17 protein-coding genes are annotated in these 26367 nt (G+C 52.3%); 3 read left to right on the top strand and 14 right to left on the bottom strand.

The genetic code is table 11. From position 1 onward, the window contains the following. Positions 1-39 precede the first annotated feature (39 nt). From ACFMKP_RS03300 to ACFMKP_RS03320, 5 genes are all read right to left on the bottom strand, one after another. Positions 40-3201 carry a GAF domain-containing protein gene (locus tag ACFMKP_RS03300; RefSeq protein ID WP_382289025.1) on the bottom strand — a complete coding sequence of 1054 codons (3162 nt, stop codon included), beginning with the start codon at positions 3199-3201 and terminating at the stop codon, positions 40-42. A gap of 25 nt (positions 3202-3226) precedes the next feature. Further along, complete coding sequence (locus tag ACFMKP_RS03305; RefSeq protein WP_382289027.1) at positions 3227-4009, bottom strand: enoyl-CoA hydratase-related protein; 783 nt, start codon at positions 4007-4009, stop codon at positions 3227-3229. Positions 4010-4054: 45 nt separating this feature from the next. Continuing rightward, positions 4055-5302: a family 16 glycoside hydrolase gene (locus tag ACFMKP_RS03310; protein WP_382289029.1), complete on the bottom strand. Its 1248-nt coding sequence runs from the start codon at positions 5300-5302 to the stop codon at positions 4055-4057. 17 nt (positions 5303-5319) lie between these two features. Continuing rightward, positions 5320-6426, bottom strand: coding sequence for a phosphate acyltransferase PlsX (gene plsX / locus ACFMKP_RS03315; protein ID WP_382289031.1), 1107 nt, complete (start codon positions 6424-6426; stop codon positions 5320-5322). A gap of 129 nt (positions 6427-6555) precedes the next feature. After that, positions 6556-7770 carry a DUF2330 domain-containing protein gene (locus tag ACFMKP_RS03320; RefSeq protein ID WP_382289033.1) on the bottom strand — a complete coding sequence of 405 codons (1215 nt, stop codon included), beginning with the start codon at positions 7768-7770 and terminating at the stop codon, positions 6556-6558. A 174-nt stretch (positions 7771-7944) separates the two neighbouring features. Between ACFMKP_RS03320 and ACFMKP_RS03325 the strand changes: the two genes are divergently transcribed. Next, complete coding sequence (locus tag ACFMKP_RS03325) at positions 7945-8526, top strand: GNAT family N-acetyltransferase (RefSeq protein WP_382289035.1); 582 nt, start codon at positions 7945-7947, stop codon at positions 8524-8526. After that, positions 8523-9695, top strand: coding sequence for an enhanced intracellular survival protein Eis (gene eis / locus ACFMKP_RS03330; protein WP_382289036.1), 1173 nt, complete (start codon positions 8523-8525; stop codon positions 9693-9695). The genes ACFMKP_RS03325 and eis overlap by 4 nt, the downstream gene beginning before the upstream one ends. Before the next feature lie 96 nt (positions 9696-9791). Here eis and ACFMKP_RS03335 read toward each other — a convergent pair whose 3' ends face one another. From ACFMKP_RS03335 to ACFMKP_RS03370, 8 genes are all read right to left on the bottom strand, one after another. Then, positions 9792-11243 carry an RICIN domain-containing protein gene (locus ACFMKP_RS03335; protein ID WP_382289038.1) on the bottom strand — a complete coding sequence of 484 codons (1452 nt, stop codon included), beginning with the start codon at positions 11241-11243 and terminating at the stop codon, positions 9792-9794. A 705-nt stretch (positions 11244-11948) separates the two neighbouring features. Beyond that, a complete protein-coding gene (locus ACFMKP_RS03340; protein ID WP_382289040.1) occupies positions 11949-14357 on the bottom strand; it encodes a peptidoglycan DD-metalloendopeptidase family protein in 2409 nt (802 codons plus the stop codon). Between the two features lie 255 nt (positions 14358-14612). Next, positions 14613-16241, bottom strand: coding sequence for a 2,3-bisphosphoglycerate-independent phosphoglycerate mutase (gene gpmI / locus ACFMKP_RS03345; protein WP_382289042.1), 1629 nt, complete (start codon positions 16239-16241; stop codon positions 14613-14615). A gap of 321 nt (positions 16242-16562) precedes the next feature. Next, on the bottom strand, positions 16563-17114 hold the full coding sequence (locus ACFMKP_RS03350; protein WP_382289043.1) for a hypothetical protein: 552 nt from the start codon (positions 17112-17114) through the stop codon (positions 16563-16565). 152 nt (positions 17115-17266) lie between these two features. Next, positions 17267-18604, bottom strand: coding sequence for an ABC transporter permease (locus tag ACFMKP_RS03355; RefSeq protein WP_382289045.1), 1338 nt, complete (start codon positions 18602-18604; stop codon positions 17267-17269). Positions 18605-18652: 48 nt separating this feature from the next. After that, positions 18653-19981, bottom strand: coding sequence for an ABC transporter permease (locus ACFMKP_RS03360; protein WP_382289047.1), 1329 nt, complete (start codon positions 19979-19981; stop codon positions 18653-18655). Continuing rightward, a complete protein-coding gene (locus tag ACFMKP_RS03365; protein ID WP_382289049.1) occupies positions 19971-21506 on the bottom strand; it encodes an ABC transporter ATP-binding protein in 1536 nt (511 codons plus the stop codon). The genes ACFMKP_RS03360 and ACFMKP_RS03365 overlap by 11 nt, the downstream gene beginning before the upstream one ends. Before the next feature lie 206 nt (positions 21507-21712). Beyond that, a complete protein-coding gene (locus ACFMKP_RS03370) occupies positions 21713-22870 on the bottom strand; it encodes a BMP family protein (protein ID WP_382289051.1) in 1158 nt (385 codons plus the stop codon). Positions 22871-23364: 494 nt separating this feature from the next. Here ACFMKP_RS03370 and ACFMKP_RS03375 point away from each other — a divergent pair, with 494 nt between their 5' ends. Then, positions 23365-24783: a dihydrolipoyl dehydrogenase family protein gene (locus ACFMKP_RS03375; RefSeq protein ID WP_382289052.1), complete on the top strand. Its 1419-nt coding sequence runs from the start codon at positions 23365-23367 to the stop codon at positions 24781-24783. A 137-nt stretch (positions 24784-24920) separates the two neighbouring features. Here the strand turns inward: ACFMKP_RS03375 and ACFMKP_RS03380 are convergent, their stop codons facing one another. Further along, positions 24921-26147 carry a hypothetical protein gene (locus ACFMKP_RS03380; RefSeq protein WP_382289054.1) on the bottom strand — a complete coding sequence of 409 codons (1227 nt, stop codon included), beginning with the start codon at positions 26145-26147 and terminating at the stop codon, positions 24921-24923. Between the last annotated feature and the right edge of the window lie 220 nt (positions 26148-26367).

A 26367-nucleotide genomic window follows, 5' to 3' on the forward strand; every position in this document is an offset into this window, starting at 1 on the left:
GGCTGGGCGTGGTGCGACGATCTGCTGTTTGACCCATCCCTATGATACACGGTTTGGGCTTTGTGTGTTGCGGGCTTGAATCAAATCGGCAACCGTGCTGCGCAACGTTTGCATTTCAAAGGGCTTGCCCAGCACGCTATCCACACCGCGCGCCGCAGCATAATCGGCATCGTGTTGATAACCCCAGCCAGTAATTAAAATTGCGATGATATTCGGGCGACGATGGCGCGCTTGCTCCAGCACATCCCAGCCATTCATGCCTGGCATGCCCAAATCGGAAATAATCAGGTCGAAGGCTTGTTCGTCGATCCAGCGCAGAGCTTCTTCGCCAGAGCTCGCCAAGGTTACTTCGTGATGATCGTGGCGCAGCACTTTGGCCACAATGTTGCGCACTGCTGGCTCATCATCAACCACCAAAATGCGTTGGGCAGCGGTTTTGGGCACAATCGCAACTGGGCGCGGCTTTGGTTGCGGGGCATGATGAATTGGCAGCAACACCACGAAGCGCGCGCCATGGGGATAGACATCTTCAGTTAATAATTTGCCGCGATGGCGTTGCACAATGCTCAAAGCAACCGCTAAGCCCATTCCCGTGCCCTCGCCAATTGGCTTGGTCGAGAAAAATGGCTCAAAAATGCGCGTGCGATCTTCTGGTGCGATGCCTGGGCCATTATCAGCAATGGTGAAATACGACCACTCGCCAGTTGTGCCCGTACTAATTGTAATTGTGCCGCCTTTGGGCAACACATCAATTGCATTGACGACTAAATTAACGCAAACTTCGCGCAATTCGGCGGCACTGCCTTGCACATGGGCGGCGGCCAAGTGGGTGCTAATATCGAGCTTGATGCCGCGTTGCTGGGTTTTGTCGCGCCACGAAGGGCGGGTAAAATCGAGCGCAATATTAACCACATCACGTAAATCGACAATATCATCGTAGATTGTTTCGGAGGCCCGCGCAAACTCCTGAATTCGGCGCACCGTGACCGCGCCATCTTTGGCCGCGCGTTCGATTACTTGCAACGCGTCGCGGCGTTCGGCGTGGGTTTCATCAATGAGTAAAAATTGGGCATTACCAAGAATCGAGGCCAGTAGATTGTTGAAATCGTGGGCAACGCCACTAGCCAGCTGCCCCAAGGCGCGCAATTTTTCCGAGTTGATCAAGGTTTCGCGGGTGTTTTCTAGCTCGTCGAGCACGCTGCGCAATTGATAATACGATTGCTCTGCATCGGTGCGCAGCAAATGCTCTTGCTCATAGCGCCGTGCCGTATGAATTGCTTGAGCAATTTGCTGGGCAATCGAGGCCGCCAAATGGCTTTCCTCTGCATTCCAGGCGCGCACGTTGCCACGACTATACATTTGCAGCCAGCCACTAAACCGCCCGTCAACCATCAAGGGCTGGGCGAACAGTGACGAAAGCCCTTCAGCACTGGCCGGATCGCCGCCAATTAGCGAAACGCGGCGAATATCGCTAATGTAGAGTGGGGTTGGTGGTTTGAAGCGCGAAATCCAATAATTCACCGTATCGGTGGTCATTTCCAGCGAATCGAGGTAGCGCTCGGAAAAGCCAGCGTGAGCCACGACCTGCATTGCGCTGCCATCGTTATGCCACATCAGCACCGCAGCCGCCGCAATTTTAAACACGTCGATGACTTTTTCGACCACATTGCCGCATAACGCATGCAAATTGAGTTCGCCGCTGATCGCACGAATAATTTCTTGCAAGGCTTCAAGCTCACGGCGGCGTTGATGTTCGGCCTCGTAAAGCTGCATTTGGCGCAACGCCAAGGCCAATTGATCGGCCACATCGTTGATCAAACGCAAATCATCAAGCGACCAGAGGAATGGCCGCTGCACTTTATAGATGCAGACAAAGCCCAACCACTGGCCATTAGCCACCAACGGGACCCAAACCAAGGCATGAATATTCAAGGCCAGCAAGCGCTCGCGTAATTCGGGGTAATTGCTATCGTGATATTCGTCGATCGTCAGCGAGCGTTTTTGCTGGAAGGCTTGCAACATTTCGCTATGCAACAAGGCCTCGGTTGCGGTGCGCTGATCGGGCGGCAACAAGGTTGTGTAGGTGCCATGAAAGCGTAAGCGCTGCTCCTGCTCATACATCGCCACAGTGCAGAAATCGGCGCGTAGGCCTAAACCAAGGGTTGCCAAGACATCCTGTAACACCTCGCGCAAATTCATGGTTTGGCGAATATGGCTAACGATGCGGGCAAAGAGCACATTGCGTTCGTTGGCCACATACATCGAGCGAAACAGCCGATTATGTTCCAGAATATAGCCTAAGCGTGCGCCAAACTCATGCAGCAGCTGGATGTCGCTCGACTCAAATGGCGTGGCAGGAATCAAGTGCAGCATGCCAAGATTGGTCTGATTGCCAGGCACATGAATATCGATGCCATGCGTGCCTGCAAGCAGCATTTTAGCTCTATTTTGGCTGGTTGCTTGACCAAGTGGCTCGGAATGGCTTAGGGCTTGCATACCCCGCCGAGTTGGCACATGGGCGGCATTGATTTGGGTCAATAAACCAAGCCCTTGCTCATCGTAGAGATAGAGCGCTGCGCCTTGGATTGGCAAGTAGTGCCAAATTAAACGAATAATTTGGTATGGCTCGGTCAGTACATCAAGGTGCTTTAAAATATGTAAATTGATTTTTTCGATGATTTTGGTGCATTGATCTTCGCGATAATGTTGGCGATGGGTGGCCAGCGTGCCCAAAGCCAAGGCCAATTGCTGGGCGATCATCTCGATAATTGGTTGGAGCAAGCGCAGTTTTGAGGCTGGCTGGTCGCTTTGAATATCGATTAAGCCAAGCAATTGCTCGTTGCGCAACATTGGCACGCTGAGTTGGGAGCGTTGGTTGAGCGGGCTGGCAGGCGTGATGATACTTTGCTGTTGCTGGCAAAGTGCTGACCAAGCAGGGCCTGCATTGTGGCGTAGGCGTGGCGGTTGGTGATAGCTGGGATCCTCTAGTGGGCCAAGCGCGCTAGCAACGGGCACAAGCTGATCGTTTTGAAGCAGGGCGATGGTGACGTGCGGCGTTTGCAAGTAATGGCTGATTAATGCGCTAATGCGTTGAATCAATAACTCTGCATTGTGCAGGCAAAAATGCTCTTGGGTGGTTTTGCTTAATAGCTCAAGCTGCTCGTGCCAAATGCTTGATTCCGCGCTATCACCATCGTACATACCGGCTATCCTTTCGTCGAAGGGTTTACCATTTGGGTTTGCGCTTGTTGAGAAATGCGGCGAGGCCTTCTTGGCCTTCTTGGCCGGTGCGGGCTTGGGCAATGGCTTCGATGGCGTAGCGTTTGGCGGCGCTGCGCTCCATTTCCCATATGGCTTGGACTAATTTTTTGGCTTGGGCCATGGCTTGCGGGCCGCCACTGAGCATGCGTTCAGCCAAAAAGCCAACCGTTTGGTCAAGCTCATCTTCGCCGGTAATCGCGTGGATGAGGCCAATTTCGAAGGCTCGTTCGGCGCTAAAGCGTTCGCCCGAGATAAACAAAGCTCGACTTTGGCTGACCCCAATTTTGGGCACGACATATTGGGCAATCACCGCTGGAATCAAGCCAAGCTTGACCTCAGTAAAGCCGAATTTGGCTTGTTCGACGGCCACCGCGAGATCGCAGCAGGCCACCAAGCCTGCGCCACCACCAAGCGCTGCGCCATTGATGCGGCCAATGACTGGCTGCGGCATGCTATTGAGCAGCGCAAACATGGCATCGAGATTTTCAGCATCGGCAATATTTTGCTCGGCAGTGTAGCTAGCGCTGGCTTGCATCCAGCTTAAATCGCCGCCAGCAGAGAACGAAGGCCCAGTGCCGGTCAAAATAACCACCCGCACGCTGTTATCTGCGGCGATGGCGGTTAATGCTTGGCGCAACTCGCCGATCAATTCGGGATTGAAGGCATTGTGCAATTCTGGGCGATTGAGACTGACGGTAGCGACTGCTGCTTGCTGCGTTATGCTGATCAGTTGATATGACACGAACATACTCCGGCTGGCCCAACCTCGTTGTTGGGCCAGATTGGCATTGGCCTATGGATAAGCCATGCGTAAATTATCAAATTGGGTCAAGGTATCGCCTTGTTCAAAGGTGCTTGCACCAAAGCCCATTGCGCCAGTGGCGTAAGTTTCATCGGTGTAGGAGCCAACTTTTTCACCATTCAAATAGAAGGTGAAGTTTGAGCCAACCGCCACCACGCGCAGGCGATTGGTTGCGCCAATAGCCTCATTAGCAACCGAGCTATATTTCCAATCGATCAAGTTAATCCATTCGTCAACGGCTTTATCGAAACGGCGGAAGGCAAAATTGCCTTGGCCATCGATTTGATAGACATACAAACTGCCTGACGTATCGCCTTCAATTTGTTCGCGCAGCACTAAGCCAGCGGCATTGGTTGGCTCGCCACTGACCATCGTGACATCAATTTCTGCATCAACATCGCTATAGACTTCGTTGGTCGAAGTCCAGATGATGCGTTCGTTGACATAAACGTGGATTTGATATGCGCCCTCAACATAGGCATATTTGCCCGATTTGCTGGCGGTTTCTTGTTCTGGCCACGCTTGGTCGGTGTTGGAGAAATCGTCTTCCAAGAACACGCCGCTGCCAACAACTGGCCCGGTGGTTGCTGGTTCTGGGTCGTCGGTTGAGGCTGGGGTGCGGGTTGGGCGGGTTGTTGCCGTGGCCACGCTGGTCGAATTGGTCGCGATCTGTTTCTTAGGATCTTCTTCTTTATCATTCATCAAGAAGGCTATCCCAGCGCCAAGTAGGAGCACAATCCCCACGACAATCCCAATAATTATCCCAGTGTTGCTACTGCGTTTGGTTGGCGTACCAGCATTTGGGTAACCAGCGCCATAGCTTGGTTGTTGATAATTGGCTGGGGTATATTGTTGCTGGTTGCCATATTGTTGCTGTTGAGGTGGCGGCGGATAGCTGCCCGGCTGGCCATAATTTTGCGGTTGCTGATAACCGCCACCATAATTTTGCGGTGGTGGCGGATAGCTGCCCGGTTGGCCATAATTTTGTTGCGGTGGTGGCGGATAGCTACCTGGCTGACCATAATTTGGTTGTGGTGGTGGCGGGTAGCTGCCTGGCTGATCGTAGTTTTGTGACGATGCTGGTGGATAACTACCACCCTGACCATCGTAGCGTGGCAATGCCTGAGTTGGGCCTTCGGCAGCAGTTGGCGCAGCGTTGAGCCGGGTTCCACACTCAGAACAAAACGGATTAATATCGTCGACACTTGCCCGACAATTAGGACATTCACGAAGCGCCATAGGGATTACCTCCAAAGCTAGGCCGAGGGTACTAATTCAACGGTTTCAAGGGCATGGCTAATGGTTGCAACAACCCGTTGCTCAACCGCATTGCGCGCCTGCCCAATCGCATTTTGAATCGCTAAAGCATCGGATTTGCCGTGGGCAATAATCGCAATGCCATTGACACCCAACAAGGGTGCGCCGCCATGACTGCGATAATCCATACGTTTGCGGAGGGCCAAAAGTGGCGCAACTGCAAGGCTGGCGGGCAAGCTCAAGCCGGTTAATCCAGCGAGCAAGGCGCGCCAACGGCCTTTGCCGGGTAACGCCAAGGCCACCAGGGTTGGCAGCAATCCCAGCGCAAGGTTTTGTCGCCACGAGGCTTTGATATTATTGGCAGCGGCGGTGGTGATCATTTTAAAGACCCCTTCGCCAAATTTGAGCACCAAGTTGCCAACAAAACCATCGGCTACAACCACGTCGGCACTGCCATTGATTAACATATCTTTTGGCTCGACGTTGCCAATAAAGTGCAGGTCGGGGCGTTGCTGTAACAGACCATGGGTGTCTTGTACTAGTTTATCACCCTTATTTGATTCTTCGCCATTGGCCAACAGCCCAATTCGTGGCATGGGAATATTGGCAATTTTTTGGGCGTAGACATTGCCCATTTGGGCAAATTGGACTAAATATTCAGGCTTACAATCGGTTGTTGCGCCCGAATCGAGCAACAGTGCATAGCCATTGACGGTTGGGAAATGGGTCACCAAACATGGTCGTTCGATGCCACGAATGCGCCCAAGAATAAACAAAGCTCCCGCCATGGTTGCGCCACTATGGCCAGCAGAAACGAAGGCATCTGCTTGGCCTTCGCGCACCAAGCGCAGCCCAACGGCGACTGGCGAATTGCGTTTGCGCCGAATCGCCTGCGCCGGATGCTCGGTCATTTCGATCATTTCTGGTGCATCAACGACTGGTAAATCAAGATTACTACTATCGTGTTTGGCAAGTTCGGCGCGAATTGCAGCCTCGTTGCCGACTAAAATAATTTGGTCGCCCCATGTGCGGGCTGCGGCGATTGCGCCAGCAATTGTTGCTTGCGGCGCGTGGTCGCCACCGCTGGCATCCAAAACAATACGCACAGATAATCCTCCAAACAAAACAGTTGACCTCATCGAGCATAATCGAGTGATGAGGTCAAACTGCTACTGGTATCTTAATGGGTTTTGCGTTGAACTGCAATATGCTAATTACGGCCCATAGGCGTAGTTCTAGACAGTGCGCCGACGTTTGTTGGGCTTGCGGGCCAAAAACCAAATTGTGCCTAAGGTTACGCCAATCACCAAAAGCGTGCCGATGCGCAATGCGCCACGGCGCAAGTTAGCAGTCGCTTCTTCTTCCGATGAGCGATTGCCTTTGGCCGCATCATATTGCTGGCGACGCACGGTATGTAAGAGTTGATCTTCGCAATCGAATGGCTCGGTGCGATAGGTCAAATCGATGTTGTTGGAAAGCGGTGGCAATTCGGGGCTATAGCCAAACGCTGGATCAAAGATCATCTCTTCGGGCGAGACTTCGCTATACAAACGGGTCAAGAAGGCATATTTACTGGTCAATTCTTTGAGCAAGCTATCTTGGGGGCTTAAAAACTTGCTTGGTTGGGCAAATTCGGTTAAGAAGCCTTTGCCCGCAACGCTAGCCAATACGCCGCTGCGCAATTCGTTATAGTTGTTTTCGTTATTCAACGACGTGAGCGCTAAGTCGTTTTCGCGCATGGTAAAACGCTCGGTATTGGTTGGAATTGCCTGGGCCTCGCCGAAAACCCAGACCGTGATTGGGGTTTTGGGTTGGCTGCTCAAGGCTGCTAATTGGAATGGCAGCATTGGGGTTGTGCCCGCATAGCTAATCGCAATCGGCTGGATGCTGTTGGTTGCTGCATCTGGTTTGAGTTTGATCGCCAGCAACGGCATTCCTGCATCGGTATACGGTTTGAGCGCAGTTTCCAAGCCTGCTGGGGCTTGGTAGCCGTTCTCTTTGAGCCACGTCATTAGTGCCGCTGGGTCGCGATCTTCGAGCACGCTATAATCGTAGGCTCCGACTTGGCCTTGTTGGGCCGCTGGGGTTTGGGTCGCAGTCGCTGGGATTGTGCCAAGCGCTGGGGTAAAACAGGCTGGTGGCGCTGGAAATGTCACCCGTGGATCGGTCAGGCTGTGGAGTTCAGCAAAGCTGCTCGCGCCAACCACATCAAGGGTTGGGATGCTGGGCACTGGCAAAATCCAGGCAAATTCAGTAGGCGTGCCAGTGTAATCGAGTTTCAGATAGGCAGTTGTTTGGTTGGCTTGGCCATCGACGGCAAAAATCACGTTGAGGCTGGTTTGGCTAAGCGGTGCATCAGCAGGAATCAAGGCCCCACTTGCAGCGGCAATTGAGGGCAAAGTAATGCTTAAAAGGCTACACAGCGCAATCACTGTGGCTAAACGGCGCATGGAAATCCTCCTTGAAATGTTTGCAAACTCAATCATAACACGCCGCGTTGCATGCTGTTATTCGTTCCAAGGCCTGATCCTCGGAATGGACATTGTTGTTAATATTGGCGCAGTGTGATTGCTGCTTCAAATCGTGGCGGCTGGCGCAATTGTGGCTTGTAGAAGGAGTGTGTCATGGAAATTCGTGCCTTGGTTGCTGATGAGCGTTTGCTTGACCAGGCTGCCGAGATTTTGACCCTGGCGTTTGCTGAACATTGGCCTGAAGCGTGGCCAACCCTCGACGATGCTCGCGAAGAAATGCAAGAGGCGCTGTTGCCCGAACGGGTTGGCTTTCTAGCTTTGATCGACGGCAACGTGGTGGGCTGGATTGGAGGCCAATCAAGCTACGATGGCAATGTCTGGGAACTGCATCCTTTGGCCGTGCATCCCGATTATCAAGGCCATGGCATTGGCCGCGCTTTAGTGCAAGCCTTAGAAGCAGAATGCCACGCCCGTGGTGGCCTAACCTTGATGTTGGGTTCTGATGATGAAGCCTTTTTGACCTCAGCCAGCGGCATCGATGTTTACCCCAACCCATTGCGCCACCTCGCCACGATTCAAAACCGCCGTCGCCACCCATTTGAATTTTATCAACGCTGTGGATTCAGCATCATTGGGATGATTCCCGATGCCAATGGCTTAGGCAAGCCCGATATTCTCATGGCCAAGCGCTTGGGTGCTTGGTCGAGCCAGTTGCCAACAGGAGGCTTAGAGTGAATTATTGGTATGGTCAGGCAGTCGAGGACGATATTGCGGCTTTAGCCCCGTTATTAAGCCAAGCTTTACATTTTAATATGGCCCGTGAAGCGTCGATTGAGTGGATGCAAAAGCGTGGCGTGGGCTTGTATCGGGCTTTTAAAGTCGATGGCGCAATCGCCGCTGGCTTGGGGATTTTGCCAATGGGCCAGTGGTTTGGCGGCAAGGCCCAACCAACTGCAGGTATTACCGCCGTTGGAGTTGGCCCCGAATGGCGCGGGCGCAACGTTGGCGGCAAGATGATGGAAGCGATGTTGCGCGAGCAATATGCGCAAGATATGGCAATCTCAACCTTGTATCCTGCCACGACCCAATTTTATCGGACGCTTGGCTTCGAGCGGGCTGGCAGCCGTATTTTATATGAATTGAATCCAGCGCTGATCAAGCCCAAGCGCGATCATGGTGTGACGTTGCGCCAAGTGCTCGAAACCGATTATGCGCCATTCGCTGCGATTTACGATCCGTGGGCGGCAACCCAAACTGGCGTGCTCGAACGCTCGCCGTTGATGTGGGAGCGGATTATGCTTTCGCCTCGAGCCGAGCGTTTGCGCTATATCCTGAGCGATCAGGCTGGTCAAGCGGTTGGTTATGTGGTCTATGAACAATCTGGTCAATTCGAAGATATTAAAGTCATCGATTGGGTGGCAACGACTGGCGCTGGCTTAGATGCCTTGCTGAATTTTTGGGCTGGTCATCGCTCAATGGTTAATAAGATTATATTGCCTGGTGCGCCGATGGATTCGTTGCTATTTCGTTATCACGAGCAAGGCATTGGCTATAATTGGCATTTGGATTGGATGTTGCGGATTATCAATGCGCCGCTGGCCATCCAACGCCGCGGCTTCTCGCGCTGGCTGAATTGCGAAATTGCCCTTGATCTGGTGGACCCGCGTTTGGAATGGAACCATGGCCGTTGGGTGTTGCAAGTTCGCGATGGGGTTGGCACGCTGGAGCGCGGTGGCAATGGCGACGTAACGCTGCATGTCCGTGATCTGGCGGCGCTGTATAGTGGCTACCTTGCGCCGCACGATTTGCGCTTGGCTGGTAGTTTGCAGGCCGATGCTGATCAATTGGATCTGTTGGCGGCGATTTTTGCTAGCTCGCGCCCGTGGATGAGCGATATGTTCTAGGCTGGAATGCGATCTTGCGCAAACACACAGACCACTGGAATTTCCAGTGGTCTGTGTGCTGTGGTATAGGCTAAGGAGTAGCCAGCAAATCACGCCTTATTGCATTGGCTCAAAGGCGAACGATTGACAATCGTTATTGGTAGGATTGACCTGTTGCAATTGCACGCCGCTGGTGCTATCGCACCATGGAATATCAACGGCGAGGCCACTATGGCGGGCAGTAATTGTGCCATAACCATTGCCAAGGTCGTTGATTTTCCATTGTTGGTTGGCACCGCCGACCCATTCCCATTGATGGATTTTGGCTCCATCGTTGGTCGAGGCGGTGCTTACATCCATCACTTTGCCGGTTGCGCGTGAGACGAAGCGCACAAATCCGTTGTCGGTGCTAATCAATTGCCATTGTTGATTGTGGCCCGTATGACAATCCCATTGCAGAATCGGCGTGCCATTGGCTGGGTTGCCGCTCTCGGCTACGTCGATACACTTGTTGGTGGCCTTGTTGCGAAGCCGGTAGTAGGTTGTGCCAGGCGCTTGCTTGAGCAAGAACTTATTATTAGCCGAGTTCCATTTGGTTGCCAAGTAGCTGCCTGCTGGCGGGTTGGTGTGGAAATAATCATCGTGGTTGCAGTCGAAGCGACCATATTGGCTTGCACCACAGCGATTTTGCATTGGTGGCGTGCCTGGGCCGTCAACATAGCACATAATATCTTCATCGTCGATACAGTGACCGTAGGCGGTGCTGTTGGGAGCTGAGCGTTGTACAGCGCCCATCGTATGCATGTGTTCGTGGGCGGCGGTCGAGCCGTTCCAGCAGCCGTTATCCATGCGCGCAAAGCCAGGGCCAAAGTTGTTGGCGTTATTTTGGTCTGGGCGATCATCGAGCATATAGAAGGCTACGCCACACAAAATATTGTTATCGACGAAGGTCAAATATTTGCGGTCGGCGCGGTTGTGGCCAAGGGCCTTCAATGCATTGGCGGTTTTGTCGATTGAATCGTCGCCATCTGCTGGTACGACCACATTCATCACATAAATTTCACAATTGTTGGTGACGAAGTTGACGGCGCGGAAGCCACCAGTTTCTTGGGCACTGGTTTGATAAATTCGATCCATATCCGATGACCATTGGCGAATCGAGCCAACGAATTGATTGAAGCGATCAGGGCGGTCGGAAGCGCGCACATACATCACTTGGGTGCGGTTGCCAGCATGCCCATCGCCGTTACAGACAATCTTGGGGTTGATTTGGGCTTTTTCCAAAGGCAGGGTTTCATCCTTAACCGATTTGCCTTTGGCGATTGGGTCGGGGCCGTGGCTACAAAAGATTTGATCGCCAACTTTGACTTCGTACATACCAGCGCAAGGGCCAGTTTTGGCGGGAGTCAAGCCATCGTAAATCATGCCGCGTTCTGGGTCGTTGACTGGAACCGTATCTTCAGCTGGTTCGACTTCGCGGTCGTTGCGGGTTTGAGCTTGAGTGCTAGGAAGAGAACTACCAAAAAGAACGAGGAGCGCAAAAATCCAAATTAATCGTGGTGCCTTCATACAATTCCTCCATGAACTGTAACTACAAGGGTTTGCCTAATCATCGAAATCTCGCCGCTGAGATCGTGCATTGCGTATGCGTGGCCTCCTTGCTGGCAAACTTATTCCAATCAATAAAATTAATATTCCTAACTATTACGCCATAGCCACAGCTAAAAGTCAATATTTTCTTAATAACATGACTAGAATAAGTCATAAGGCGGAGAAAAGTATGAAATCAAAAGGCAGAAGTCAGAAGGATGAGGGATGAAGGATGAAAGGAAAGTCAAAAGGCAGAAGGCAGAAGGCAAAATAGGGATCAGGGGTTAGGTGCTAGGCAGCGGAACATTAACGTAGAGGCGTAGATATAAGGATGAAGGATGAAGGATGAGGGATGAAGGGATGAAGGGATGAAGGGATGAAGGGATGAAGGGATGAAGGGATGAAGGGATGAAGGGATATGCGCTCCACATTGAGTTTGAGGTTCTTCGCGATCTTCGCGTCCTTCGCGGTTATGGCCCTTCGTGCGCTTCGTGTCCTTCGTGGATCATTATTTTAACGCAGAGGCGCAGAGAAATGGAGGGCTATCGGCTCTGGGCTGGCGGAGATTCGTTTGGAATACCAACACATGTTCCGAACGCCAATAGCCTCATCCTTCGTGCGCTTCGTGTCCTTCGCGGTTACGGCCCTTCGTGCGCTTCGTGTCCTTCGTGGATCAAAACGGCCTTATTTTTCAACCCGTGGGAGATAAGCTCGAAAGAGGTCGGGGCCAGCCACGATGGGGCCGCGCTCGTTGCCATTTGCATCGCGGAACCAAACATACACCCGCCGCGCAGTGATTGGGTTCCACTGCCATTCGCGCTCGGGGTTGAATGGCTCCCATTGCTTGCGGGTTGGGTTGGGATAGGCGCTCAAGGCCATGCTCAACGGTTGGTTGGCATCGGTGGCCGAAAGCACCAAGGTTGCGCTTAATGCATTCAGATTGCGCATAGTGACGCTTGCTTGAGGAGGATGATCAATCATAATTGTTTGACTGAGCGTGCTGGTATTGCCCATGCGATCAGTCAAGCGCACGCTAATCGTATAGCTGCCCTCGGTATTGGGCAACGTCCAGCGATAGGCGCGATAGTAGGTCATTGGCGCGGCGTAAATGCCGTTGATCCCAAGCTGCGCTTTGACCACACCGCCACCATTATCTAGCGCTGGAGTGAGAATTTGCAAATCGCGTTGATCGGTGCTACTGCTGCTCGCAACCAATGCTTGCTCGCTGATCGCCAAACGGTAGATTTCATCGGCAGCTAATTGGCGTTTGTAAATCAACAATTCGTCGAGCGCAACATTGCTGATGCCTGCGCCAATCGTCCAGCGCCCAAGATTGAGATCTTCGCCCACTTCACTTGGCAACGCGACTTTGCTCGCCTCACTAACCAACATGCCATCGATCAACAAGCGCTTATTGCCAGTGGTTTGGTTCCAGCTGATTGCAAAATGGTGCCAGCCAGCACTTAAGCGATCTGGCACGCTCAGGCTATGCTCTTGGCCATTGGCAGCGACTGTCCAGAACGTCCATTTTGCTTGCTCAGTTTGCTCGTGGCGCAGCGCCAAGGTATTGCGATAGATCTTAGCAGGATCAACTGGGTTTTGCGAGGCGGCTAGCAGATAATGGCGGCCTGTGCTGGAGCTTGGCCACGTTTCTGGCACCTTTACCCACAGCGCCAAGGTGCCATGCTCAAGCTTGAGCGTCGGGCTGGCAGGATAGGTCAACGAGCCATCGCCAACTTTGACCGCTTGGCCAAACTTACCACTGGCATAGCTAATTTGATCGCTGGCGGCCATTGGGCCAACTGCAGGCAATGGATTGTTTTCAAACTGGGCGACCAAAGCCAAATCGGCATCAGGATTGATCGTCAGCAGCGCACTTGGCGGCGTTGTATCTTGTGGCGCTGGGCCATCTGGGCGGCTCCACGGCACACTATCATTCCAAAGCCAAACGCTGGCTTCGCATTTGACATAATTGGTGCATGGGTCGGAACCTGGGCCATACCAGCCATAGGGATCAACTTGCTTGCCGTTGTGGCGAACTTCGAAGTGCAAGTGCGGAGCGCCATCGGTAAAGCCAGTTGCGCCGCTCCAACCGAGCAATTCGCCGCGTTCGACCCATTTTGGCTTGGAATCATCGATATAATTTTTGAAACTTGGGGCAAAATCGTCGAGATGCCAATAGACCGTTTCATAGCCAGCGGTATCGCCAGCGTGTTGAATTAGCACGCCCAAGCCGCGGGTGGTGCGAGCATAGGCCCAGCCTGGGGCGGCGGCAACAATTGGCGTGCCATACGGCAAATCGGGAAAATAATAATCGTGGCCATCGTGGCTATTGTAGGAAAGCCCACTTTTGCCTTGATAATTAATCATCACATCGTTGCCATCGCCACCGCTATCGACCATCGGATAGGTATGATCAAAATACGATGAATGGACCATGCGCGCGCCCTGTTCCCACGGAATGCTCAAAAAGCCCGTGCTGACTGGCGGCGTGCTTGGGGCCACAACTGGCTCGTTCTGAAATAATTGCTGATATACCTTGCTGTAGTTGGTTACGAGCTGCTGCCATGTGGCTTGATCGCGCTCAAACGCTAAAAAGCGCTTGACTGTTAGCGCATGCGGATCATCCTTGGGATCAAGTTTTAGTTGGCTGCCATCGCTGAAATTCAGGATGACGGCACTATCGTAGGGGCCAAGCCCAACCCGAATCTCGCGCGCTGCCCAATCGATTTGGCTCAAAAAGCCTTGTGGCCCAGCCAAAAATGGCTGATTGGTTGCGGTAGTAGGTAAGGTTGGATTACTAATCAGCTGCGAGGTGGTTTCCAACAAGGCCACTAAAATGCGAGCCTCAATATTGTAGTAAGCCGCCATGCTCTCGATGATTTGGCCAGCTGGCTGACCATCGATCGTTACCTTGGCAAGGCTACTTTGTTGACGTTGTAAAAACCCTTGCACCCCACCATCAAGCGATGATAGGCCGTAGGTTGGTTGTTGATTGAGCTGGGGTGGCTGCGGGCTGGCGTGCACCACGAAGGGCAGCGTTGCGCCGCCAAGCATCAATATTAATAAACCAAGGAGTAAAGAACGCTGCATAATCAATTCCAAAACTCTCATCTACATCAGTTGCCAGCCGTATGGTAGCACGCCACCTAGGCAGCGTCAATTAAAATTAGCTGAGACATTGGTCCTGTTGTGGCAATTTTGGCTAAAATTCCCTCACCCCAACCCCTCTCCCACGGTGCGGGCGAGGGGCTTCATACGTTGATTCTTCCATGAGCTGTGGTAATGCCAGATTGGTTCCCCCTCGCCCGCGTTCAGTGGGCGAGGGGGTGAGGGAACACTCGAACCTTATTTGTGTTCGATCAGGGTGGTGCCGGTCATGGCTTCGGGCTTGGCTAAGCCTAGCAAATCGATGATTGTCGGGGCTAGGTCGGCCAAGCGGCCTCCAGTGCGCAGGCTAATCTGCTCACGGGTTAGGCCACTAGCTGGGTCGGCGACCAAAATACATGGCACAAGGTTGGTGGTGTGGGCGGTATGCGGGCCACCAGTTTGGGGGTCGATCATCTGCTCGGCATTGCCATGATCGGCGATTAAGATTGCTGCGCCGCCTTGAGCCACCACCGCTGGCACGACTTGGCCCAAGCAGCGATCGACGGTTTCACATGCCTTAATTACCGCCGGAATTACCCCAGTGTGGCCGACCATATCGGGGTTGGCAAAGTTAACCACGAAGAAATCGTAGACTTGGCTATTAACCGCATCAAGCAATTTGGCGGCTACTTCTTCGGCGCTCATTTCTGGCTGAAGATCGTAGGTTGCCACTTTTGGCGAAGCTGCCATCACCCGATCTTCGCCTTCGAATGGCTCCTCGCGCCGACCATTCAAAAAGAAGGTGACGTGAGGGTATTTTTCGGTTTCGGCACTGTGATATTGGCGTTTGCCTGCATCGGCAATTACCTTGGCCAATGGCTCGGTAATGTAATGCGGCGGGTAGGCAATCGCATATGGGAAGGTCGCATCATACTGGGTCATGGTGACATAATGCAAATTTGCCAATTGCTCAGGCCGTTGCCAAATGCTGGTTGGCAGTTGCAAGCCTTGCTCAGCTTGGTTGGCATACCATTCTTGCACCATGGTGTTGAAATCGGGCTGCATCAAGGCACGCGTAATTTGGCGCACCCGATCGGCGCGGAAATTGAAACAAATCACCACATCGCCAGCACTAATGCGTGGTAAGGCTACGCCTGCTGCATCAGTAATCACGGTTGCTTCAATAAACTCATCGCCGCGTGCATCGCGCAAATACGATTGCTCGATTGCAGTGATCGGATCGCTGGCGAAGTGACCAACGCCCTCGACCATGGCTGCATAGGCAGCGCCGACCCGCTCCCAGCGTTTATCGCGATCCATCGCAAAATAACGGCCAATCACGCTTGCCACTTGGCCTACGCCGATTTGAGCAATCGTTTGTTGCAGCTCGCGCATATAACCAAGCCCACTTTGTGGCAAGGTGTCGCGGCCATCCATAAAGGCGTGAATGTAGGTGTTGGTGACCCCTTGCTGGGCCATCAATTGTAACAAACCAGCCAAGTGAATATCGTAGGCATGCACGCCGCCGCGGCCAATCAGGCCGATTAAGTGCATGTTGGTGCCACGTTCTTTGACGATTTGCACCGCTTCAAGAAAGGCAGGATTTTCAAAAAACTCACCAGCTTTGATCGACTCGCTGATTCGAGTCGAATCTTGATAGACGACCAAGCCAGCCCCGATATTTAGGTGACCGACTTCGCTATTGCCAATTTGGCCTTCGGGCAAGCCCACATCAAGGCCAGAAGCATGGAGTTGGGTTGTGGGGCAGGTTGCCATCCAATGATCAACATTGGGAGTGTTGGCTAAACTAACGCCGTTGCCAGGGCTAGCAGGTGCCAAACCCCAACCATCCATTATGGCTAACAACACAGGACGCGGTGTTGTCATGATGACTCCTTGTAAACGTTAACATGTTGGCTCTATTTAACGAGAAAAGCCCAAAAAGTGCAAGTAGCAAAGGCTTCACCTGCGATGAGCATCCAAAAACGGAAGCGTAGGGGGCGGTTGTTGGGGATTCGGGGACTCTTACAAGGGTAGGTTTAAAAAAAGTGTGGTGATCAAACATTCCCTCATCCCCCAGCCCCCTCGCCCACGAAAACGCGGGCGAGGGGGAGCATCCGTGGTTCACCAAGGAATTGCGCAAGAACCACGCATTTAAAGCCCCTCGCCCGCGCCACGGGAGAGGGGTTGGGGTGCGGGGATCGCTGTTTAGCGTTTGATATTGATATAGCGAATTTTCCAACCGGATTCTAGGCGATTAAATTGCACATCGTAGGTGCCTGTTCCATCGGTATAATTGAGCGTGCCTGCAATGCCGAGCGTTGTCGTTTGGTCAGTACCAGTATTGGCTGCTGGTGAGGCAAAATCGTCGCTAACGCTCGTATAGCCTTCGAACAACTCGCGTTGGCTAAGCAACTTCGTTAATTGCTCATCACTCACGATCGAGCTATCAACAAACGCTTTCGCTGCATTAATATCATTCGCAGCCCCAGCTTTCATAAAGCCATCAAGGGTTGCTTTGACATCATCTACTTCGCCCGCAATAAGTCTATAGGCTACAAAACCAATCCCTACACACAACAGTAAGGCGACAATTACCCCGATAATGCCAAATTTCAAGCAGCCGCCACGCTTTTGGGGCTGTGGTGGATAGCCATAGGGTTGTTGCGGTGGATAACCCGGTTGTTGCGGTGGGTAGACTGGCTGTTGTGGCGGATAGTTCTGCTGCGGCTGTTGACCATATGGTGGTTGATTGCTCACAAAATACCTCCAAAGAACACACAAACTTTAACGAGTAGTATAGATGCTAGCTTGGTTGCTGAGAAGAGCAAGAATCATGCGCGAATCGCCGATCAAAAAATGACACTCCGCAGTAGTACGGAGTGCCATTCCAGAAAGTTGCGTTGCGTTGATTATTTTTCGTAGACTTTGCCCGATGCTGCTGGTGGCTTGGCCCGCCCAATCACCCCTGCCAACACAATCAGCGTTACCACATATGGTAACATCTGCATAAATTGGGAAGGCAAATCGAAATTGTAGGCCTGTACTTTGAGCTGCAAGGCATCTGCTGATGAGAACAGCAACGAGCCACCAAAGGCCCCAATTGGGTTCCACTTGCCGAAGATCATCGCCGCCAACGAGATAAAGCCTTGGCCGTTGGTCATGCCATCGTCAAAGCCAAACGAGCCTTCGAGCGAGAACCAAGCGCCTGCAACCCCGGCAATCATCCCGCCAATAATCACGTTGCGATAGCGCATGCGATTGACGTTGATCCCCACCGTATCGGCAGCTTTGGGGTGTTCGCCAATGGCACGAGTTCGCAAGCCCCACACGGTGCGAAACAGGAAGAAGTTCAAGCCAATCACCATCAGAATCATCAAATAGGTGATTGGTTTGTGGTCAAACAAAATCGGTCCAAGCAACGGAATATCTGCCAGCGGGCCAAGCGGCATTTGCGGCAAGCCAGCCCGTAATGGCGATTCGAATTTCAACAGGAAGTTGGTGCGGGTAAAGCCCGTAATCCCAACTGCCATAATGTTGATCACCGTACCGCTAATTACTTGGTCGACTTTGAAGCGAATTGAGAGCCAAGCATGCAAGGCTGCCATCATGCCGCCAGTCAAAATCGCCCCAAAAATCCCGATGATCAAGGGCAGCCAAACGACCCCTTTGACCACGTTTTCTGGCAACGATTCGCCGTAGATCATGCGGGCCGAGATTGCTGCCGCAGCATAGCCAAAACAGGCTGCTGTTAGCATCATGCCTTCGATCCCGATGTTGACCACGCCCGAGCGCTCACAGACAATCCCCGCCAGCGCGCCGATTGCGATGGGCGTGCCAAGCCGTACCACCCGCGAGAGCGTATCCGAGAGATCAACGCTGTTATTGGCTACCGCCCAGAGCAGAATCGAGAAAAAGCCAAAGCCAATGACGCTGCTCATATAGGGTGCAACCCAACCGCGTTCTGGGTTCTTGGCGATGAGCGTGCCGCCGACCAGAATCAACGCTCCACAAATCAAACTAATCGTGATCATCGTGGGTAGCTCGATTGCGGCGACTGGCGGTGCTTTGGGATCTTCCTTCAACTTCGCACTATCGGGAATCCGAATTGTGCTCGTGAAATCCCAAATTGATTGAATTTTGCTGGTTTCAGTGATTTTATTGCCGAGGCTGTTATTGACTGCAAAAAGCAGCACAATCGCAATGAAAATTCCTAACAGCCCGACCCCACGTGCGCGTGTAAATTTCATACAAATCCACCGTAAAGGTTAAATAATTCAAGAGCGACGACGCTGGCGCTATTTACCCCAGCTACGGTTAAACGTGATTTTGCCACCTTCAGCTTGCTTGATGCGATAAATCCAGCGCACAATTTGGTCGGCAGCAATAAACATAATCACTAAAGCTTGAATAATTTGAATTAGGTTGATCGAAATCCCAGTATTGACTTGCATCGCGCCTGCGCCAGTGCGTAACGCACCCCAGAACAGCGCTGCCGGAACAATTGCAATTGGGTTGCTCTTGGCCAACAAGGCAATTGCCAAGCTATCAAAGCCCAAGCCGCTGGAGAACACAGCTTTGAGGTTGTATTCCAAACCAATCACTTGGCTTGTGCCTGCCAGCCCTGCCAATGCGCCCGAAAGGCCCATTGCGCCAACGACCGTGCCGGTGATGCTCATGCCAGCATAGCGAGCTGCTTCTGGGTTTTCGCCCACGGTTTTAATTTCAAAGCCCTTAGGCGTGCGGTTCATCAACCACCAAATAAAGCCAACCATCAAAAACGCCAACACAATCCCCATGTGAATCCGTAGATCCCATGTGCTGCTGGTGGTGGTGAACAAACGTGGGTACGCTTGGCCACCAGTGAGGCTGGGGTCGGTGGCTTTGCTGATAATTCGTGGCAAAGCGGCATTTTCGTGGATAAATGGTGTGCGTTGCAAGGTGGCGCTGCGATCTTTCATCACGCCATTGATCAAATAATCCATCACTTGCAAGGCAATATAGTTGAGCATAATCGTGGTAATAACTTCGTGCGCGCCAGTTTTGGCCCTGAGATAGCCCGGGATAATCCCCCACAGCCCGCCAGCGATGACCCCAGCCAGCAAAGCAGCTGGCAAGTGAATGATTGCTGGCAGCGAGGCAACCCCAAACCATTGCGGCATAAATGCGGCAACTGCGACACTACCAAGTGCGCCCATTAGCAATTGGCCTTCGGCCCCAACGTTGAACAAGCCCGCTTTGAAGGTGACCGCCACAGCCAAACCTGCCAAAATGTAGGGTGTTGATTCAACCAAGGTATTGCTAATGGCCACCGGAATTGTACTTGGTTCAGTCCAATCGCCAAATGCGCCCGAGAACAAACCAGTGAATGCGCTCAATGTCACGCGGAGCCGTTCAGGGATGGTGCTAAAAAACCAATCGCTGCGGCTGCCATAAATATTCAGATCAAAGGCTGGCAGTTTGTTGCCAGGAATCGAAACAAACACGATCACTGCGCCGATTAACACTGCGGTCAAAATTGCCAACAGCGGCACAATCGCTTCGTTGAGCCAGCCAAAGCGCCGTTTGCTGGGCTGCGGCTCAGTGGTTTTCTTAGTTTCAGCGGGGGCTTGTTGCTCATTCGCCATTGGGTTGCTCCTGAATACCGGCCATCAACAGGCCAACGCGCTCGCGCGTAGCTTCGGCAATCGGGAGAATGCCAACTATTTTGCCGTGGTACATCACAGCAACGCGGTCGGCTAAGGCCAGAACTTCATCAAGCTCTGCCGAAACCAATAAGACCGCCAGCCCTGCATCGCGCTGTTTAATAATTTGATTGTGAATAAATTCGATCGAGCCAACGTCAATCCCCCGCGTCGGTTGCGACGCAATCAGCAAGCGATTTTCGCGGGTAAATTCACGGGCAACAATAATTTTTTGTTGATTACCACCTGAGAGCGAGCCAGCAGTTGTGGTTGCGCTGGGCGTGCGCACATCAAAGGTTTCAATCAATTCTTTGGCATTTTCGTCAATCGCTTGGTCGTTAAAGGTCAAACCTTTGGTAAATGGTGGTTTGTAGTAGGTTGAAAGCACCAAATTATCACGGATGCTATAGCCAAGCACCAAGCCTGTACCTTTGCGATCTTCGGGAATGTAGGCCACGCCTTGTTCAGTAATCGAGCGCGGCGGGCGATTGGTAATATCCTTGCCAAGCAACTCAATCGAGCCACTCGGTAAGGCTTGCAAGCCCGTAATCGCCTCGACCAACTCAGTTTGGCCGTTGCCTTGCACGCCAGCAATCCCCAGCACTTCACCTGCATGGACATCAATGGAAACATCATCAAGCACGGTGAGGCCGCGATCGTCACGCAGATTGAGGTTACGTACTTTCAGCACCACATCGCCAGGGTTGGCCGCAGTTTTATCAACTTTCAAGACAACATCGCGACCTACCATCAGCGCTGCTAATTGACCTTCGCTGGCAGTTTTGGGGTCGGCATCGCCAACAACCTTACCCCGACGCAAGACGGTAATTCGGTCGGCAACTTCGCGCACTTCGCGCAATTTGTGGGTAATAAAAATCAGCGCCTTGCCCTTATCAGCCAATTCGCGCATCACCCGAAAGAGGTCATCGGCCTCTTGGGGCGTCAATACAGCGGTTGGTTCATCGAGAATCAACATATTGACATTGCGATAAAGCGCCTTCAAAATCTCGACCCGTTGCTGAACACCAACTGGCAGGTCGCCGACGATCGCATCTGGTGGCACGGCCAAGCCATATTGCTCGGAAAGCTCGCGCACTCGTTGGCTGGCTTCCTTGGCATTTAACATTGGGCCTTTGCGTAATTCGGTGCCAAGAATAATGTTCTCAGTGACGGTTAGGGTATCGACGAGGGCATATTCTTGGTGAACCATGCCTAAACCAAGCCCAATTGCATCAGCAGGATTCTTGATCTTGGCCAACTTGCCATTAATCAAAATCTCGCCTTCATCGGGATCGTAGAGGCCATACAAGATGTTCATGAGGGTGGATTTACCCGCGCCATTTTCACCAAGGAAGGCGTGGATTTCACCGGGGAGCAGGGTAAAAGAAATATGGTCGTTGGCCAAAACCCCGGGGAATTGCTTGGTGATATTGCGGACTTCCAACGCAGGTACGACGTTCGCGGTCACACAAGACTCCTAGTTAATCAAAAAGAGGCAGCATTGCCTCAAATATGCAGAACAACCACGTTGTTGGCTGCCAAAAATCTGGCCAAACGTGTGCTTGGTTGTTCGAGTTGCTGTGTTTCGATGCTGTGATAATACCACACAAAAGTAAAAGGGCTGCGTCATTGCTAACGCAGCCCTTCCACGGGTTTGTGCCTTGCGGCAACAAATTAGTTCAAGGTAACGCCGGTTTTGATCGAACCATCGGCCAAGCCCTTCTTGATTTCGTCAAGTTTGGCTTTAGCGTCTGCTGGCAAGGCTGATTCTGCATCGTGGAATGGAGCGTAGTCGATCCCGCCGTTAGCAGCGTTACCGAAGTATACGCCACCTTCGAACTTGCCATCGACAACTTCCTTGACGACTTCGAACACAGCGTTGTCAACGCGCTTCATAGCGCTGGTGATCAACTTAGGAGCTGGACCTTTTTTGAAGGTGGTGTTGTATTCGTCTTGGTCAACGCCAATCACGAATACATCGTTGTCAGCAGCGGTCTTGATTGCACCTGAGCCAGTTTGGCCACCAGCACCGAAGATTACGTCTGCGCCTTCAGCAATTTGGGTCTTGGCAGCTTCGCCGCCAGCGGTTGGGTCGGTGAATGAGTCGATGTAAACAGTCATAACTTGGATGTCGGGGTTGACGTATTTAGCGCCAGCTTCGTAGCCAAGCACGAACTTCTTGACCGCAGGAACTTGTTCCTTACCGCCAACTGCACCGATTTTGCCGCTCTTTGAAACCATTGCGGCCAAAGCGCCACCGATGAATGCTGATTCGTCTTCTGAGAAGACCAAGCCCTTGACGTTGGCCAATGCTGGTTCGTAAGCGAAGTCAACAATAGCAAACTTCAAATCTGGGTACTTGGCAGCAGCAGCCTTGATTGCATCGCCCATCAAGAAGCCTACGCCGATGATCAAATCGTAGCCTTGGCTCGCGAATTGTTCAATGTTCTTTTCGTAGTCTTTGGGATCGATGGTTTCGATGTAGTCGATCTTCACGCCAAGTTCGGTTTCGGCCCGTTTCAAGCCTTCGAACGCGAATTGGTTGAAGGTACCGTCATCAACTTTACCAACATCGGTTACCAAACCGATTTTGATTTCGCTGGTTGCGCCGCCGCCAGTGGTTGCTTCGGCGGTTGCTACCGTGGTTGCCGCAGCGGTTGCTTCGGGTGCAGCGGTTGGCTGGGCTTCGGCTGAGGTTGCGGTTGCCGCAGCTTCAGCACTGGTTGCCGTAGCTGCTGGAGCGGTGGTTGCCGCGGTTTCGGTGCCACAAGCAGCCAAAACTGGAACCATCAAAACCAACAACATCATGAACGCAATAATGCGTTTGTTCATGGGAGGACTCCTCCTAAATAAAAGTGTATCTGTAGCTCCCCTAAAATCATGTCACCCGCAGTGCGTGGGGAATGATGACATGCATCGGCGTTGATTATAACATAACCCGCTATCAAGGATGAAGGATGAAGGATGAAGGCAGAACATAGAACATAAGGCAGAAATCAAAAGTCAGAAGTCAAAAATCAAAAATCAAAAGCCAACAGCCCATAGTCACACTTCATGTTTCGCAATCGTTTAGAATTAGGCCCAAAGCAATGCAGTATAGTAAAGAGCATAAGGATGAGGGGTCAGGGGTCGGGGATGAGGCGCTAGGTGCGCAGCATAATCCTCATAATCTGTGCCAATCTGTGGCAAAACGGGCCTTCGCGATCTTCGTGCCCTTCGTGACCAAGAAATCCTTCGCGCTCTTCGCGTGCTTCGCGGTTTCAAACTTTATATCTGCGTGGGTTACTGACCTCTAGGCCCTGATCCTTTGCTAATAAGGAGCTTGCATGGACGATTTACTGGTAATTGGTGGCGGCTCGGCGGGCATAACCTTTGCCAAATTTGGCGCTTCGTTGGGCGCAAAAATTACCATCGTCGAAGCCAATAAACTCGGTGGCGATTGTACTTGGACTGGCTGCGTGCCCAGTAAAAGCCTCATCCACGCTGCCAAAATTGCCCATACAGCGGCGAATGCTGCGCGCTATGGCATTGCTGCCAAACCACAAATCGATTTTGCGGCGGTGATGCAGTATGTGCACTCGGTGCAAGAACAAATTTATCAACACGATGATGCGCCCGAGGTGTTGCGCAAAGCAGGCGCGCGAGTTATCGAAGGTCGTGCTCGCTTTTATGATGATCAAACTGTGGAAGTTAATGGCGAGTTGCTGCGCGCCAAACATTTTTGCATTGCCACCGGCTCGCATCCCAAAATTCCAGCAATTGCTGGCTTGGCCGAGGCTGGCTACCTTACCAATGAAGATCTTTTTTTATTAGATGAATTACCCAAGCGGATTCTTGTGCTTGGTGGTGGGCCGATTGGCTGTGAGCTAGGTCAGGCGCTGTTGCGTTTGGGCGCAGAAGTCAGCCTAATTCAACAAGGCTCGCGCCTGCTGCCCAAAGATGACCATGCGATGGGCGCAGCCTTGGCTCAAGCGCTCAAAACCGAGGGCATGCAAATTTACCTCAACACCAACACCGTCAAGGTTGAAGTTAACGCCGGAGCCAAGCACGTTACGATTGAGACTTCTGGGCAAGCGCCACAAACCTTGGTCGTTGATGCGATTTTGGTGGCCGCTGGGCGCACGCCGAATGTCCATAACTTAGGCTTAGATGCAGCAGGCATTTTGTACGATCCTGAACGGCGCATTCATGTTGATCAATATTTGCGTACTAGCAATCCACGGGTCTTTGCCTGCGGCGATGTGATTGGGCGCTATCAATTTACCCATGTTGCGGCCCAAGAAGCTGGCGCTGTGTTGCGTAATGCGCTTTTTCCTGGCCAAAGCGCCATGAAATACGAGCTAGTGCCGTGGGCAACCTTCACCGATCCCGAAGTTGGCCATGTTGGTTTGAATGAAGACCAAGCACGGGCCAAATATGGCAACAGCTTGCGCGTCTATGAGTTGCCATGGAGCGCCAACGATCGGGCGCGTACCGAGGATGCAACCCAAGGTTTTACCAAAATTCTGGCGATTGGCCGCAAAGAGCAAATTGTCGGCGTGCATATCATCGGCCAAGGTGCAGGCGATATGATCAACGCAGCGGTTTTGACGATGGGCACGGGCGTTAGCGCCTCGAAGCTTGGCGGCTTGATCAACGTCTATCCTACTCGCTCGCAAGGCCTCAAAATGACTGCCCAACGCTCGTTTACGCGCTGGCTCGAAAAACCATGGCTGCAACGAGCCTTGCGCTGGTATTTTCGCTAGATCCCCTCACTCCAACCCCTCTCCCATTCTATGGGAGAGGGGCTTTTCTATGGTGGTTCTTGCGTAATTCAGCGGTAAAAACGTCTACTCCCCCTCGCCCTCCGGGTGGGAGAGGGGGTGAGGGATCTTCCCAACTCTTATGGCACTGCAACGCCAAATGCACCGTTCGTCAATTGTTGCTCGGCTCCAGTTTCAACATGAATTTGCCAAACGCCAGTACTACTATTATTCAGCAAATATTGGCTATCGCTCGACCAAAAGGTCAGCGAGGCCGCATATTGGTCAAAATAGGGTAAGACATTCAAAAATTGGCTACTTGGGGCAAACGATTTGAGCCGCTTCACGCTCCCCGACTTGACATCGAGCACTTCCCAATGGACTTGCACGCCAGTTTGGGCTTGGCGGCTAACTTGCACAATCCCTGTATCGCCGCTTGGCCCGCGCGGCTTGGCATCGGCAACCAACAAGGCGACTGAACGTCCATCAGGCGACCAGAAAAAGGCCAACGGACGCGCGGTTTCGAATGTTTGGCTCTTGCCAGTTGCAATCGTTTGAATCATCAATCCCGAACGAGTTTGGATGCCAAAAGTTTGGTAGGCCACTTTGGAGCGGTCGGGCGAAAGTACAAACATAAAGCCATCGCTGGTTGGCTCGCTCAACGCCCGTTGCCCAGCTTGATCGATGTGCATTAGTTGGTTGATATTGCCATCAGCCACCACAACCACGCGGGCAGAGCCATCAGCATTCCACGCGGGCGCTTGAAAATCGCCAGCAGTTTCAGTAAAAAAGGTCAGATCGTTGGATTGGAGTGAGTGCAGCGCGGTGCTGCCAACCGGAGTGTCGCCGCCGGTGTGCAATAACAAGGCGCTACTATCGGGCTTCCAAGCAAAATACGATGGCTGACCATCACGCACTTTATGCGCTGTTTGCGAGCCATCAGCGGGCACAACATACAATTCCATGGTTGTGCCTGCGGCCAGAAAAGCGATGCTTTGGCTATCGGGCGACCAAGCAAGATAAAAAGGCCGCAAATTGAAATCGCTAAAAATGCTGCGCGCTGGGCTGCCATCAAAAGCCTGAATTCGAATTTCGCTTTGTTTGGGGCTAAGTTGAATATAGGCGACGTGTTGACCATCGGGCGCAGGCGTAACTTGGGTGTATTGGACGCTGGCTGAGGCATCATTGGTGAGGGCTACTGCTGGTTTGCTGGCCGTGATCAGCTGCAGATTGCCTGCTTGATCTTGGACTAAGGTTCGATTGGGCTTAACCGCTGGCGCTTCCCTTTGCCACCAGCCAATGCCGACCGCCACACTTAGCCCGACAACTCCACCGATTAACAGTAGCCAACGAATGCGTCGTCGCATGACATCGCCTCCTATTAAGTTGTCATAATCGCCGTACCAAATCAATCAATCATGAATGCGAATGCTTGAATTGGTATACGATTAAGCCTATCACGAATCTGCTTACGAGCCACTTAACGTGGCTGCTTTTTTGCTAGGACTATTACGCTATTTCGGCTTGTACCTATGTTATTGCTTGGGCTGTCCAAAAGTTGTATTATTTAGCAGGAAGCTCAGCAGT

The organism is Herpetosiphon sp. NSE202, assembly GCF_042688385.1.
GTDB lineage: Bacteria > Chloroflexota > Chloroflexia > Chloroflexales > Herpetosiphonaceae > Herpetosiphon.